13 protein-coding genes and 1 pseudogene are annotated in these 14,235 nt (G+C 41.1%); 6 read left to right on the forward strand and 8 right to left on the reverse strand.

The features are described from left to right. Positions 1-291 precede the first annotated feature (291 nt). Positions 292-2,301: a magnesium chelatase ATPase subunit D gene (gene bchD, locus CFPU101_RS23720; protein ID WP_206818144.1), complete on the reverse strand. Its 2,010-nt coding sequence runs from the start codon at positions 2,299-2,301 to the stop codon at positions 292-294. A gap of 925 nt (positions 2,302-3,226) precedes the next feature. Here bchD and CFPU101_RS23725 point away from each other — a divergent pair. Then, positions 3,227-3,505: a hypothetical protein gene (locus CFPU101_RS23725; RefSeq protein ID WP_242578229.1), complete on the forward strand. Its 279-nt coding sequence runs from the start codon at positions 3,227-3,229 to the stop codon at positions 3,503-3,505. A 139-nt stretch (positions 3,506-3,644) separates the two neighbouring features. Here CFPU101_RS23725 and CFPU101_RS23730 read toward each other — a convergent pair whose 3' ends face one another. The 6 genes from CFPU101_RS23730 to CFPU101_RS23755 all read right to left on the reverse strand — a co-directional run bounded on the left by CFPU101_RS23730 (position 3,645) and on the right by CFPU101_RS23755 (position 8,632). Next, positions 3,645-4,256 (reverse strand): RES family NAD+ phosphorylase, encoded by a 612-nt coding sequence (locus tag CFPU101_RS23730; protein WP_206818145.1) that lies wholly within the window; start codon positions 4,254-4,256, stop codon positions 3,645-3,647. Further along, entirely contained in the window at positions 4,246-4,902 is a 657-nt protein-coding gene (locus CFPU101_RS23735) for a type IV toxin-antitoxin system AbiEi family antitoxin domain-containing protein (RefSeq protein ID WP_242578230.1), read from the reverse strand. Before CFPU101_RS23735 ends, CFPU101_RS23730 begins: the two co-directional genes overlap by 11 nt. A 565-nt stretch (positions 4,903-5,467) precedes the next feature. Next, positions 5,468-5,764, reverse strand: a complete 297-nt coding sequence (locus CFPU101_RS23740) for a hypothetical protein (RefSeq protein WP_206818148.1) — start codon at positions 5,762-5,764, stop codon at positions 5,468-5,470. Between the two features lie 81 nt (positions 5,765-5,845). Continuing rightward, on the reverse strand, positions 5,846-6,718 hold the full coding sequence (locus CFPU101_RS23745; RefSeq protein WP_242578231.1) for a hypothetical protein: 873 nt from the start codon (positions 6,716-6,718) through the stop codon (positions 5,846-5,848). 507 nt (positions 6,719-7,225) lie between these two features. Further along, positions 7,226-7,918 carry a Bro-N domain-containing protein gene (locus CFPU101_RS23750; RefSeq protein WP_206818150.1) on the reverse strand — a complete coding sequence of 231 codons (693 nt, stop codon included), beginning with the start codon at positions 7,916-7,918 and terminating at the stop codon, positions 7,226-7,228. Positions 7,919-8,365: 447 nt separating this feature from the next. Then, positions 8,366-8,632 (reverse strand): ATP-binding domain-containing protein, encoded by a 267-nt coding sequence (locus CFPU101_RS23755; RefSeq protein WP_206818152.1) that lies wholly within the window; start codon positions 8,630-8,632, stop codon positions 8,366-8,368. 885 nt (positions 8,633-9,517) lie between these two features. On the opposite strand from CFPU101_RS23755, the gene CFPU101_RS23760 reads away from it, so the two are divergent. From CFPU101_RS23760 to CFPU101_RS23780, 5 genes are all read left to right on the forward strand, one after another. Further along, entirely contained in the window at positions 9,518-10,222 is a 705-nt protein-coding gene (locus tag CFPU101_RS23760) for a hypothetical protein (RefSeq protein WP_206818154.1), read from the forward strand. Positions 10,223-10,369: 147 nt separating this feature from the next. After that, a complete protein-coding gene (locus CFPU101_RS23765; protein ID WP_206818156.1) occupies positions 10,370-11,107 on the forward strand; it encodes a DEAD/DEAH box helicase family protein in 738 nt (245 codons plus the stop codon). Positions 11,108-11,426: 319 nt separating this feature from the next. Further along, positions 11,427-12,986 (forward strand): helicase C-terminal domain-containing protein, encoded by a 1,560-nt coding sequence (locus CFPU101_RS23770; protein WP_242578232.1) that lies wholly within the window; start codon positions 11,427-11,429, stop codon positions 12,984-12,986. Positions 12,987-13,202: 216 nt separating this feature from the next. Further along, positions 13,203-13,430, forward strand: a complete 228-nt coding sequence (locus CFPU101_RS23775; protein WP_206818160.1) for a type II toxin-antitoxin system Phd/YefM family antitoxin — start codon at positions 13,203-13,205, stop codon at positions 13,428-13,430. After that, positions 13,427-13,813, forward strand: a complete 387-nt coding sequence (locus CFPU101_RS23780; protein ID WP_206818162.1) for a type II toxin-antitoxin system VapC family toxin — start codon at positions 13,427-13,429, stop codon at positions 13,811-13,813. Before CFPU101_RS23775 ends, CFPU101_RS23780 begins: the two co-directional genes overlap by 4 nt. A 99-nt stretch (positions 13,814-13,912) precedes the next feature. On the opposite strand, the pseudogene CFPU101_RS23785 reads toward CFPU101_RS23780, so the two are convergent. Then, positions 13,913-14,235 (reverse strand): annotated as a pseudogene (locus tag CFPU101_RS23785) (hypothetical protein); the annotation flags it as partial.

Genomic DNA, 14,235 nt, shown 5'->3' on the forward strand with positions numbered 1-14,235 from the left:
TGGACGTTGTGTAAAAGATAATAGCTGGTCTGCATGAGGCGACTAGACAACTGCTTAAGTAGAGATCAGTTGGTTTAGCAGTGCGCTCTCTGGATCACTTTCCTTCATAAGATTTAGATTACACCCTTCCTCTTTAGACACTTCAAGAAGAAGAAAATGAATTAAACGTAGTTTATCTTAGTGAGAAAGTTGACTAGCAATTGTTAAAAGTTCGTTGAGAGGCATATTGATCGCCAAGTATAGTACACATTTAGTTTAGCTTAATCATTAATAACTACTATTACATCTAACTTACAGCAGTTCTGCGATCGCACCTTTGGTCATCGAAGCAATTGCCTGTTCGGTTGCTCTGGGTAAATGATGATATTTCCCCCCTGCTTTTGCGGCTAATTCTTTAGCGAAACCTGTAGAAACAAATTTTTTCTCAGTATCAACTACTAATAATTTCATGCCCACTGCTCGAATTTTGGCAGCAATATCGAGTAATTCTGCTTTAATATCGGGTTTTTCGCCATCCTCTAAAGTTTCGCCCAGAGATTTAGCTAAAGGAATATTACTACGACCATCGGTAATCGCAACAATCACCACTTGTCCAATATCTCCCGACATTTTTGCATTCATGCCCACGTGTACCGCTTGGGTTAAACCGTGTGCTAGAGGAGAACCACCTCCACAGGGCAGGGTTTCTAAGCGTCTTTTTGCTAGTGCGATCGAACGAGTCGGCGGTAATAAAACATCGGCTTTTTCGCCCCGAAAAGGAATTAACGCCACTTGATCTCGATTTTCATAGGCTTCTGTTAGTAGACGCATCACCGCCCCTTTAGCCGACTGCATCCGATTTAAGGCCATCGATCCTGAAGCATCCACGACAAAGACGATTAGAGAGCCTGCTTTACGTGCGAGACGTTTTGCCCTCAAATCTCCTTCCTCGATGATTACACGGCGTTCTGGATTACGCAGACGACGAGATTTTTGGTAGGGTGCAGCCGCGCGTAAGGTGGCATCGACAGCGATTCGTCTAACTTTGCCTTTGGGTAAAACGGGTTTGATATAGCGTCCGCGATCTTCAGAAAAAATCATACTACGGCTACCCGATTTTCCTTGTCTTTGCGCCGCTTGAGCAAAATAGAGAACGCTAGGATCGAGAATTACACCCTCGACATCAAAGATAAATTCCTCAGGAACGCCTGGGGGATCTTGTTCGGGTTCTTCCTTATTTTCTTCTTCTTGTTCTTCTTGATCTTGGTTTGATTCGTCTTGGGGTTGTTGAGGAGGAGGTGGAGGGGGTGGTGGGGCTTGCTGTTGTTGGTCAGGTGGTGGTTGTAGAATAGTCGAACGGGGAACGATGACCAGTTCAACGGCTCGTTTAAGATCATCTGCACTTAAAAAATTTCGTCCTTCTAAGGCGGCGGCGGCTTTGGCTACTTTTAGGGCAAAAATTTCGGCGCGATGCCCTTCGACACCACCCCGTAAAGCTTCTTCAACGAGATAGGCGATTTGATCGGGTGTTGCTTTGACATCTTTGAGCCATTCTCTGGCTAAAATAATTTCAGTTCTAAGATCGTCTATTTCTTCATGGTATTGATTGAGAAAGATTTGGGGAGATTGAGCGTATTCAATAACTCGATCAACTGCTTGAAGACGTTGATCAAGGGCTAGTACACCATCTGCTGAAAGTGCGATCGCAATTCGATCCATCAAATGCGGGCGTAATGCTCCTTCTTCGGGATTATAGGTAGCAATTAGTAAAGGTTTGCAGGGGTGTTGAAAACTAATTCCTTCCCGTTCGATTTGATTGCGTCCTTCGGTGAGAACGGTTAATAGTTGATTAGCAATTTGTTCATCGAGCAAATTAATTTCATCAACGTATAACACACCGCGATGAGCTTGCGCCAGTAAACCAGGCTGAAAAACCGCCTCACCACGTTTAACCGATTCTTCGACATCTACTGAACCAAGTAGACGATCTTCGGTGACTCCTAACGGGATTTGGACAAACGGCGCAGGAATAATTTCAGTCGGTATATTAACGCTGGTTTGATACTGTTCTTGGGTTAAATTATCCCATTCTTGAGGTGTGTTGGGGTCGCAATTAAAAGGATTATCTTGAATGATTTCGATAGGAGGTAGTAAAGCGTGAATTCCTCTAGCCATAACTGATTTAGCGGTTCCTCTGCGCCCTGCAATGACGACACCGCCGAGAGTTGGATCAACCGCAGCGAGGAGAAGGGCGAGTTTGATGGCTTCTTGACCAACGATCGCAGTCAGGGGAAAAGACGAAGGAGTGACTAAAGTAGGCATTAATAGGGTTTGGCTGCTAAATTTTTATTCAAAAGATTTTTATTTAAACACTTTATTAGTTTACTATGCGAACGGGTCGGCCAAAATTAACAATTTTAAACATCTGTCGGAGTTACGCAGGTTAGGCAGAACTCAAACGTGAATCTAGAGTTTTAATTTTCTTCCTTGAAAAATCCGTGATATTGTTTTTCTAGGTTTAAAGACTTAATCCAAATGTACGTTTGCGACATCTAATTTGCAAACGTACAGGTGGGTTGAAAGATCAAACGTATTGCTTTTGCATAAGGAGGTTGATTGTTTCAACAACCATCCCGACTAGGGGTGGGTTGAAAGCAAGAAGATTCGAGGTGAACAGCAAAAAATTTGCTGCTTTATATTTTTTAATAGGAGGGTTGAAAGGCGCACTTCGTTCAGGAACCTTGTGAGATTTGGAATTATACTTAAAAAATAGCTAGGCGTCTCCATTTGATTAAGATGGCGACATGAATTTGAAAAAACTTAGTATGATCAAGTTATCTCTAAAAATTAAAGCATTTGACATTAATTTGCGAGTTGCGACATTTAATGTGCGAATGTACAAATCGGGATGACACGATTTGAACGTGCGACCCCTTCGTCCCGAACGAAGTTCAAAAATCTTTTTAAATCCTACTACATAAACATTATAACGATTCTCAACAATTATTCCTACCAAATTCCTACCACTAATAGAATTCACTTAGCTCCAGTTTGGCTGAGTTTTTTTCATCTTTTGTATATTATTCCTTAAATTTAGAATTTTTATGCTTGCAGTAATTTTTCATTTCAACCAAGCGTTACACTTGAATCCTAGATTTGGAGTTGTTATCTTCATCTAGAAACAAGCTTAGATAAAGGACAAATGTTAAGTCCGATTTAGGCTTGAGAGTCATTTAGGAGTATTCTAGTGATCGCCCATTTTGCTAGTAAGCAAGAAGCATCCCAATACCTGCAACTGAGTGGGACAACGCTTAAACGATACAGATTACAAGGACTACTGATCGAAGGCATTCATTGGGTTCGGATTAATAGTCGCTGCATCCGCTACAACCTTGACCTGATTCAAGACTGGCTTCATAATCGTCATGACCCCATCGCTCACCAAAGGGCTATTGAAGTCTACCAAGCTAATCTCTTAAGCAATCAGAAAAAGACAACGAGGCGATCGGCGAAAAGTCAGAACTAACAGATAGATATTTATCTCTTGCAGGTCTTCTACCTAAATAAGGATAAACTTGTCAAGGTTATATTTCTAGTAGTCTTTACTATCCCCTATCTATTTAGACAAAACGGATTAGACAAGCGCGATCGTTACTTAACTCCAATTAATCCTCGATCAACCCATATTCGTAGGTATCGAGAATATGACCCAGTCGTTCTCTAAATATATCTTCCCACAAGTCATATGTGATCTTGATCGACAATTCTGATTCGAGATGGTCATAAATGGCAAGGCAATAGCGTTCTGGATCGTAACAAGACCTATAGTATAGACCATCAGGACTAGAAGGGTGGTTGCGTAAAGCTTCTGACCAACGTTGTGCTACTAGATAATCTCCAGTACACAATCTTCCATCAGCGTCTAACTTTGTTAATCCTGCTCCACTTAAATCAACTAACTTCAATGGACGTTTGACTTCTATTTGAGAGATTTGACGATTGATTAATAAACTTTTAGTTACTATCCGATACTTGACTAGCCGTCCAATACTTTCTCTAAAAGCACAAAACTCATCAAGCCCCACATATAAAATTCCATATTCTTGGGCAGGAGCATCAAAACGATTTTCTCCGCTCCGTCCAAAATACAAAGGATGATAGCGAGATTGATGAATTCTCCACAAAGAACTGTTGAGTTCGAGAATCGGTAACGTTCTTGTATGTAGGTCATCTGGCGGTTCTGGATGTATACCTGGTTTATTGTATTCAATCGGCACCTTGTTCTCCAAAAACCCGAATTGCTGTCAAAACTTGCTCGCTATTGTTAGATTGCAACTCTTGTAGCGGAGTTTTTCCATCCAAACGGAGATTGGGTTCTAACAGAAAAGCAATTTGCATCCAAGGGTCATAATCTTTTAACTCGGCTAACACAGCCTCCAAGTCTTTGATGACAGATTGTGAATCAAATTGCCAGATTGGATAGAGATAAGCGTGTTTTCCACGACTGATGCCGATTAACTTATTGGCTCGACGACGTTTATCAACCGCTTGACGAGTAATCCCGAGAATTTTTGCCACTTCTTCTACTGTGATACATCCTCCATTAGCTTCTAGAAGTTCTTGTTTAACTTTAAGTCCTCTTAGTCGAGCATTGGCTAAAGGGTCACTTTTTTGAAGAAGTTCTAGAGATTCGGGCGTTTCCAAAACTTTCAAAAGTAATTCATAATCGGAAGAAGCAGTACTAACATCAACCAGAGAACCATGTTCAGCAAAATGGTTAATCGCTTTAATCGCACGAGTTAGAAAGACTGTATTCATCTCTCGTTGCTCACCTAGTTTTAATGCACGTTCGGTCGCTTCCTTAAGATGACTCGACGATTTGGATTTTTCTGGCTTAGACGTTGCTGCTTGCTTTATGGTCATAGAGATTAAAGCAACTAGGTTTACTAAGTAAATAGTAACGTTTATAAAATAATTAGTCAACTTAGTGTAAAAGTCTTTAGATAGCAAGGACAACTTAGGACAATAGTTAAGTATTAGTTGCTTACATCAAAGTTCAAGTTGACTTTGATCATCAAAATGTTGAGAAGGCAACGAATTTTAGAAAAATTGTCTTTAATGTTTGATTAGATTTTACAAAGGAAATGTTTAACAATAACACGGCTTGCTTTCCATATTTCTTCTCAAAAGATAAGCTAATCTAAGCAAATAGAAGACACTGAGGAAACAAAAATCAGTTAAACGTAAGTTAATTCTAGCTTCGATATTAGAAACTATTCAGACAAAATGCTTGATTTGAACTTAAAATAATCGACTAACTGACTAGGCTTTAACTTTTTTTGTCTAGCAAATGACTGACGGAGATTAACTTGTAAAATGCTGCTCAATGCTTGTTAGTATAAGGAAAGATTCTTCAACAGTCGAGTTGGAAAAAGGAGTAATTATTCAGGTAGACAACTACTCCTCAACAAACTATGAGTGAAATATCTCAGTTAGACTCATTGGTGGTATCACCTCTCAAAACTTCTCTGGCTCTATCAAGTTCGATAATATGAGTTGGATCTTCTTGTAGGATGTCACCCCAAACAATCACTCTTAAGCTATGCTCAAACACTTCAATCAAAACAGTACTTCCCGATGTTGGCTCACAACTATAATTTCCGTAGCCATCAAAATAGATTTCTAATCCATTATTAATGTAAGCAATTTTTTCTGTTACTGTTTGAGCGGAAACACTATCTTTAAGAGTAAATGGTAATTCTTGATCGGCGATTTGATGAGTCATTAGAAAACCTCCTAAAAAAGAATAAAAAGAGGAGTAGACTGTATCGATACACCTCAATGAGTAATACTTTCGCTCCTCATGTCAAGCTGACGTTGCCTCGGATAAAAACACTTCATCTTTAAGGAAGAAAATTGGCTTATCTACTCCAAGATCGACTTTGACACCAAAGAGACTCGGTTCAGTCGCAATAACGCCTTCTTTCCCTTCATAAAGACCTTGATAGCGAGAACTATGAATGATTACTGGTGATCCAATATTTAGGCTTGGCGGGTCAGTTTGCTCGTTTTTGAGAATCTCTGGAGTCAAGGTAGTATCATCCTTAGATGGAAACTCATGTTTTTTAACCAGATAAAGAGTCCCAACGGAGAAAGCCATCTCCATCTCATCTTCGTTTAGCACTTTGACCACTGAGCCATCATCACTGACACCAATTATTCGATACTCTCGCCCGTCGTCTTTTCGGGCAAGATCGCCTACTGCTAGATCACCAGGTTGACACACTCTGGGTCTGGGAGATAAAACTTGGGGTTGCCGTTTCGGGGGCTGCCAAGAAGCGTTTTCGGCTGTGTCAGGATGCTTAGTCAGATCACTGTCAGCCAATCGTTGTAGATCTTCGCTTTCGAGTCCGAAAACGGTTAAGTCATAACTGTAACCTTTGGAGTGGCTATGGTTATTAATTTCAAAGCGTTTTCCGACCGCATGATTGAAGCAAAGCAAATCTCCCCAAACTTTTGCACGATTGTAGGCGTTAATTCCAGCATAAACAATCGCTTTTTGAGGGTCGTAAACCACATTTTCAGATAGTCTAATGCAATGGGATTCTTCATGGTTTGTTTCATTTTCAGCTTGAGCAAGACTCGCTTCTGACGAATTGGTATCCATCTCTGAAGAATCCTCATTTGTTGTTGATTCAATGGTAGTGGTTAGAGCAACATCTGGTAGTAGAGTGGACAATTTTCCATTATCATCTTGATTCTTGAAGATCTCAAAGGCTGCTGTTTGAATTGTAATAATTGCTTCTGGATCGACCGTTTTAAGTTCATCAACAACATTTTTGAGGATGCCTAACGCCTCTACAACTTGTCCTTAAAGTTGAGCCAGTTTTTGAGCTTCTTCACGTTTTTTGGCAATGAGTTGCTCGTAAGATTCAATTTCACAGTTGAGATGTTTTAAGTAATCACCTAAGACGGCTAACATTGTTTTTTCCTCACTTAAGTAGTGTGTCGTTAAATAATTTCTATGTAGAAGAGAGAAGAAGGAAAATTTATGATTATTCCTTCTCCTCATCGAATCTAGCTTCTTCATCGAACAGGCGTTAGCCTTTTTCTAATTCAGTGAAAGAGATAAAATGATTGTGATGTAGATAGGACAGTTAACATCAACAAGAGAATAAACCCTCATTTTTGATCAGTAAAACTAATGAAAGCTAGATTAAGTAACCCGAGTTTAGTTAATTAAAAATTAAGAAAAGAAAGAACGAATAATCTGACGAACTGAGTCATTATCGGGATAGCAATGTACTTCTCGCAAGGTTCCATTAACTAAACGTTTTTCAGATACAGCTAATTGACCCACTGGTGAGTTTTTAACGAAACGACCGAGTTGGGAACGGTTTTGAGCGTTGACGGGTAAACCCATCTCTTGAGCGATTTCCACGACCCCCCGTAAAGTCTCTGTCGTTCCTAGCAAGACGGCTTGTTCGAGAACTTCCGAGATGGTGTGATCGATGAGATACTGAGCCAAACGAGGGGAAATATCGACGACTAATTCGTTGATTTCCTTGATCGTTCGCGCTGCGATGAGAGCTTTTGGCGATGGTTGACTTTGATGAATGCTATAGCCGCCAGTACGTCGGATAGACGGCAGCACTTCATGAAAAAGCCATCGTTGAAACCGCTTGGCTACAGCTTTTCGAGATTTGAAAATGAGTCGATAAAGCCCAGGCTCAGTCACCGTCAGCATTTCCTGTTCACCACCAGGGGTGTATATAGTACATACACCCTTTTCATCTTCATCAAACTTGGCTAAAAGCTGACGAACATTTTGAATCTCTAAAGCAATTCCTACATCTTGAGCAATCCATTCAGGTTTGTCGGGAGTACCAACAAAACGAACTTCTTGGTTCTCAAACCCAAAAACAATAAGATCTGACATAAGCTGGTTGTTAACTCATCGCCAAAAAAGGGCGATAGCACTAAAAGGCTACAAACATCAAGCTATGCCAAGAGTGCTGCCAAAGGGTACGGGTAATACAGACATCCCTTAAGTTTGAGTGAAATCTTTTCGGTTGGCTAAGGCATTTAACAATTGGTAGTCCCTACAAAATAGTGGAGGTACGATAAATCAGGGGTTTCAGCGTTTTTGCTAAGAGGATAATTGTGAGTTTTTGCAACGAGTCTGCTAGATCATAGCCTATAATTGCAGGTTAATTGCGATGAATTGCAACGACCTCCACTCGCTTGCAGGGACTACCTAACAATTACCACATTTCTATTACCTCAAGAAGTCTTGCTTATCGCCAAAGGATACGGTTACTACCCGTACCCTTTCTATCTCCTCAGCCGCTAAAACTGTTTTCGCCGAAAGCCATCAATTTAACCCCTAGATGATGATCGCCAATTTCTTAGCACGGGACAGCCCCGTATAAATGAGATTTCGGGACAGCATGACATAGTGAGTCAGATAAATCGGTAGTAAGACCACTGGATACTCAGACTCCTGGCTTTTATGAATGGAAATCGACCATGCTAGGGTAATTTCATTGAGATCGGCGTAATCATAAACCACATCCCGCCCTTCAAAGCCGATGGTCAATTCATGCTCGACCGCATTAATGGCGGCTACCACACCCAAATCTTCATTAAACACTTCTCGGTTATAATCATTCTTAAGCTGACACCCTTAATCAAGCCACTGCCCAGATACTTCTAAAGTCCAGTCAAAGTGGCGGGTTTGCTTTCCGTGTACTGCTGCACCTCGAACTGAGAGCCGTATTGGGGATGGTTCTTCCAAACGCCTTTGAGTTGAAGAGTCTGTCCTGCTTGAATGTTGGCGAAGTTGCCCACTACTGTCATTAGTTCCTGCACTCTGGGCGATTGAAGTCGGGCGACAGTGTAGCCCGATTCAGAGGCGTGATAGGTTATGCGTTCTACAACACCCGTGAGGGATTCGGGAGCTTGGTAACGGTTGGATTGGGGGGAGTCTTGGTCTGGAGGAGGCATTGTCAGTTAGAGATGGTGGCAATTCTAATTGTAGGAGATCTTTTGAGTTAGAACTAATGAACTAAATTAAGGAATGCGATCGCTGTGTAGGGATACAATATAGCGTTTAATTCAATCAATATCACTTTTTTCTGTTTTGGAAGAATAATGTTTCAGACGATGACATCTGTGAAAATTTCTTGATAATGTGACTATTGGATGTGATATCCAGAAAGTTTCTGGATATTATCGAAAAATATACGGATAATTTCTTGATATCATTCCTTATGAGGTGATTATCCCGAAAGTTTTGGCTTTTTGTTCCCTAAGAGTTGACTAGACGGAAAATTTCAGTATAGTTATATAGTTAGGCATAGTGAGGGAATCAGCCGAGGTGACATCTAATAAGCGTGAGTGGCATGGTACTCATCACTCTTGGAGTTTTCGCCCTCAAGCATTTCGCTGGTCTGGGGAAATGATTAGCGGAATAAATATATTGCCGATCGCAACGGACATGCGTGCGTGGATGTTACAGCGAGGGCACCTATCTCTTATGCCGACTCAAGAAGCTCCAGACAGAGGTGGCTTTACCAATCTTTATACGAGAAGCGGAATTACTTTATCACTCCTTATGTGCAGGGTTATTAACTACTCTCACGACTATGCGCATGGCTCTGAGCCTACCCATGATGAGGTAGATTCAGAAATTGAAAGACTCCGTCTCTATAATGAAATACTTTTGTATTCTGCAAGGCTATGTGAAGTTGCAATTAAGCAGCTCCTCTACTGCACACAGATACCTGAATCCAGATATGGACGAATGGCATTAGGTCAACTGCTTGAGTCGCCATGTCCAACCTGCAAACGGGCAAATGGCAAAGAGCCTCATCTTGTTTCATTAGTTGGCACTCTGGCACATCCATATCATTTGTGCTTAGAGTTCAAGCACTGCGCCATGGATCATATGGCTCTCGTAAACAAATTGAGAAATTCACAGGCAGCTCACTCAGGGGTTCAAGAGCTAAATGTCAAGACCTCAGATATTTCAAGATCCCAACTCCTAGAAGAAAGTAGCGATATACTTAACGGGTTTCTACATATGCTTTTGCACGTTGAGGATCTAGAGCAAAATATGCTGCAAGATTTGGCAAGTAAAACTAACGCTATTAATCTCCTCAAACTCAACGGACTTAAGGCTGAGGACTGTAACTTTAACTTGGTTCCGGACAAGGAATTTGTATTTAATCCGCCAGAATGATGATGCCTAACATGGCGCTCCTAAACTATCGGTTGAGGCATAGCCAGAAGGCTATCTGTAAAGCTATCCTTCCGCTGCCAAATTATTGCATTGTGGTCTAGACTGGGTTGAGAGATAACTCAAGAGCACTTGCTTGTAGGGGAGACGATGGTTAAATTCCGTACTTCTACTTCAGAAGATCCTAAGCCTGACTCTATTGTGACTATGTTTCAGGATCTTAATCGTGATCCATCCATTAAATTCCTTCATTTTCACCAAGGAAAAATTTTGGAGGACTACTGCAATCAGAAAGACAGTAAATCTAATCAAAAATATATTCAGGTTAAAGATTTAGCGATTGAGTTACCTACAGGGACAGGTAAAACTCTAGTCGGTCTTCTTATTGCTGAATATCGTCGTCGGGTGTTCAATGAACGAGTTGTCTTTTTGTGTCCAACAAGACAACTTTGCTCTCAGGTTAATGAACGCGCTCGTCTTTATGGAATTAACACTGCTTTATTAGTTGGTTACCAGAGTAAATATGATCCAGGGCAATTTTATGCATATCAGCAAGCTAAATCGATTGCGATAACTACATATAGTGGAGTATTTAATACTAATCCTCGAATTAATAATCCTGAAGTGATCATTTGTGATGATGCCCATGCAGCAGACAACTATATTTCTGCTCTCTGGACTCTTTCAATTGATCGTTCAAAACACAAGGATCTGTATATGGCTTTATACAGATTACTTGAACCAGTCATGCCAAATTACATAGCGTACAAGATTGAAACTGGTGGAAGTAGCCGAATTGATGTAATTCTCAGTAGATTTACTTTCAACGATCGCTTGGCATGGATATTTAAATCAAATTGGACAAATTTTAGAAGAATTTGTTTCTGAGCACGATGATCTTAAATATTCATGGAGTATTCTTGCATCTCACCTTGAAGCTTGCTCACTATATTTATCACCTGGAAGCATTGAAATCCGACCTCTTATCCCACCAACTCAAACTCATCCATCTTTTTCAAACGCCAAACAGCGGATATATATGTCGGCTACATTGGGAGAAGATGGGGATATAGAGCGAGTCTTTGGAGTTAAGGCAATTGCTCGGCTACCAATACCTGAAGAGTGGCACAAGAGAAGTACAGGTAGAAGACTAATTCTCTTCCCGGATCTTTCGGCTAACAAAGATTCCACAGATACAGCAGTGTCTATGATTAATCAGGTAGACCGTGCTCTCATCCTTGTTCCCGATAATAAGAGGTTTGAGGTATGGGAAACAAAGTTAAAGAAGACGCATGGCATCATTAAATCTGAGGATATTGAGCAGAATCTAGATGCTTTTACTAAAGCTTCAGAACCATCAGTGCTTCTTTTAGCAAATCGCTACGATGGAATTGACTTGCCAGGAGAGGATTGCCGCTTCATGGTGTTAGACGGAGAACCGTCTGCTTCAGGTTTACAAGAATTCTATTTAAGAGTTGGTCTTGGAGCTTCTTCCCAATTACATAATCGTATTCGCACTAGAATAACTCAGGCACTAGGGCGATGTACCCGTGATGAGAGTGACTATTCTGTAGTGTTCGTTTTGGGAGATAAGCTAACACAAAGATGTTGTACTAAAACCCTGACTCAAGGTATGCATCCAGAACTCCAAGCTGAGATTTCGTTTGGTTTGGAAAACTCAACTGACCATACACCGCAAGAATTTGTTGAATTGGCTCAATTATTTCTAAGTCGCTCACCTGATTGGCAAGCAGCAGAACAGGACATTCGGAAGAAACGTGATTCTCATGCAAAGGTTCCCGACCTTACGACTGAATATCTAAATCAGGCAATGCCTCATGAAATTGATTATGTATATGCTTCATGGAAAGGGCAGCACGAAGATGCCTTGAGCATAGTGGCTAAAATTTTAGCAGCTTTAGAAGGAGGATCAGATCTCAAACCATACAGAGCTTTCTGGTTACACCAAGCCGCAGCCTCTGCTTTTCTCGCTTGGCAACATTCTGGCAAAGAAAATTTTAAGCTTACGGCTATTTCATACTTAGATAAAGCTTCAGGAGTGTCTTCAAATATTACTTGGCTAAGTAAGCTACGTTCTGAACTTTCAGGGCAATCTGATGATAATGCTGCCGAGATTTTGCCTACGCTGGAATGGTTTTTGGAAGTTAATAGTCTACTCCAGAAGTGGAGAATTATTGGCAGTAGTTTTGCGAGAAAAATCTCTGAAACTCAGAATGACATTGAGAATAATGATGCTAAATCCTTTGAAAAAGGATTGGCTACGTTAGGCAAAATGTTAGGTGCTAACAGTCATCAGTGGACAGATGATGGTGCTCCTGATGGGCTTTGGATATTCGGTGACTGGCACGCTTTTGTATTTGAAGCTAAAACTGATGAAAATCCTGAAGGTGGAATTTCACTAGATACTGTGCGTCAAGCCCGTACTCATGAACAACGGGTAAGAGCAGATAAGTTGATTCCTGCTTTCGTACCATGTTCTACGATCGTCATTTCACCACGATCAGCTGTCCACAACCTGGCAACTTCTCACGTTGAGGATATTGCTTACCTGTCCCACGATGATGCTATCAAGTTATTCAGTGATGTTGCGTTAGCTCTTGAACGACTTCGAGCATCGGCATCTGGGAGTACAGAAGAAGCCTTACAAGAAAATGCTTTGCAGTTTTATAGAGAAAAATCGGTTGCATTGCAAGATGTTAAAGAACGACTTCTTCGGAGAAAACTAAAAGATTTACCTGTTCAATGAGATGAGACTGTCTGTGGAGTTTAGTGTAGGGTTGCGCCAGAGGGCTAACACTACGTGGCAGCGGACGGTCGAAAGCCGTTGGTGCTGAGTTCAAGGGTATCTGCCGCCGCTGCACTTCACCGTTAGTTCTAAAGTTATCTGTCGATGTTCATGCTCAATCCATAACCTTATCAAGAAGCTATACTCAAAACATCAGTTTTTTGCGGGTGACTACTAATGCACCAAGTTAATTTGAAAGAAGCCCAGACTCAACTAGCTTTTCTAATTGAAGCAGCAGCAGGCGGTGAAGAAGTGATCATCACTCGCAGCGATGGAGCATCTTTCAAAATTGTGCCAGTTAGCACAGTAGAAGCGAGTCCTAAATTTGGTAGTGCCAAGGGGTTGGTGAGAATGTCAGATGATTTTGATGAGCCATTGGAGGACTTCGAGGAATACGCTCCATGAAGCTTCTGCTAGACACGCATACGTTTGTCTGGTTTATCGAGGGGAATCTCAATCTTAGTGTAGGAGCGAGAAATTTAATCGAAGACCAGAGAAACCAGAGATTTCTCAGCATGGCAAGTCTTTGGGAGATGTCGATCAAGGTTAGTCTTAGCAAACTAGAACTCAAAATGACATTTACTGAGTTGGTTAAGCGTGAAGTGTATGGAAACGCAATTAAGCTGCTCGAAATCCAACCAGAGCATTTAGATGAGTTAGCAAAGCTGCCTTTTCATCATAAAGATCCATTTGATCGGCTGATTATTGCTCAGAGTTTGGTAGAGCAGATACCTGTGTTGACAAAAGACAGTGCATTTGTCAATTACCCTGTAACTGTACTTTGGTGAGCGGTGCAACTGGCTAACAAGGCGTTGGTTAGGATTTGCCCGAACGATTAAAAGTACTACAGGGCTAAGAAACTGAGTCCCGAACGAATCCTGCACTTGTTATTCCAGACCCAACTGTGAAAACAACTGACCATGAAAGTCGAGACTTCGGTACTGTTCCAGACGAAGCAACCATTCTTGCCAAGATGCCTCTAGTTCCGCTTTTTCTAAGGTGAAAAGCTGTACCGTATTAGGAGTAATAACTACAATCAATCCTTGTAGAACTTCAACATCGAACAAAAACTCATAAGCCGCTCGGTAAGCAGCAATCTGAAGCTTGGCATCGGTCAGCCATTTCGCGCTTTTTTCTCGGTGGCTAGTCTTAAAATCAAAAAGTGTTGGAATATCCTGCCACTGGGCTAGTAATACCAATTCATTAAATG

Origin of the sequence: Chroococcus sp. FPU101, from assembly GCF_017312365.1 — a bacterium.
Taxonomy (GTDB): domain Bacteria; phylum Cyanobacteriota; class Cyanobacteriia; order Cyanobacteriales; family Microcystaceae; genus Chroococcus.

Excerpts from the sequence above, each read along its gene's own strand:
- bchD (WP_206818144.1), bottom strand. The coding sequence starts at position 2,301 with ATGCCTACTTTAGTCACTCCTTCGTCTTTTCCCCTGACTGCGATCGTT.
- CFPU101_RS23735 (WP_242578230.1), bottom strand. The coding sequence starts at position 4,902 with ATGACCATAAAGCAAGCAGCAACGTCTAAGCCAGAAAAATCCAAATCG.
- CFPU101_RS23740 (WP_206818148.1), bottom strand. The coding sequence starts at position 5,764 with ATGACTCATCAAATCGCCGATCAAGAATTACCATTTACTCTTAAAGAT.
- CFPU101_RS23750 (WP_206818150.1), bottom strand. The coding sequence starts at position 7,918 with ATGTCAGATCTTATTGTTTTTGGGTTTGAGAACCAAGAAGTTCGTTTT.
- CFPU101_RS23760 (WP_206818154.1), top strand. The coding sequence starts at position 9,518 with ATGCCGACTCAAGAAGCTCCAGACAGAGGTGGCTTTACCAATCTTTAT.
- CFPU101_RS23765 (WP_206818156.1), top strand. The coding sequence starts at position 10,370 with ATGGTTAAATTCCGTACTTCTACTTCAGAAGATCCTAAGCCTGACTCT.
- CFPU101_RS23770 (WP_242578232.1), top strand. The coding sequence starts at position 11,427 with ATGATTAATCAGGTAGACCGTGCTCTCATCCTTGTTCCCGATAATAAG.
- CFPU101_RS23775 (WP_206818160.1), top strand. The coding sequence starts at position 13,203 with ATGCACCAAGTTAATTTGAAAGAAGCCCAGACTCAACTAGCTTTTCTA.
- CFPU101_RS23780 (WP_206818162.1), top strand. The coding sequence starts at position 13,427 with ATGAAGCTTCTGCTAGACACGCATACGTTTGTCTGGTTTATCGAGGGG.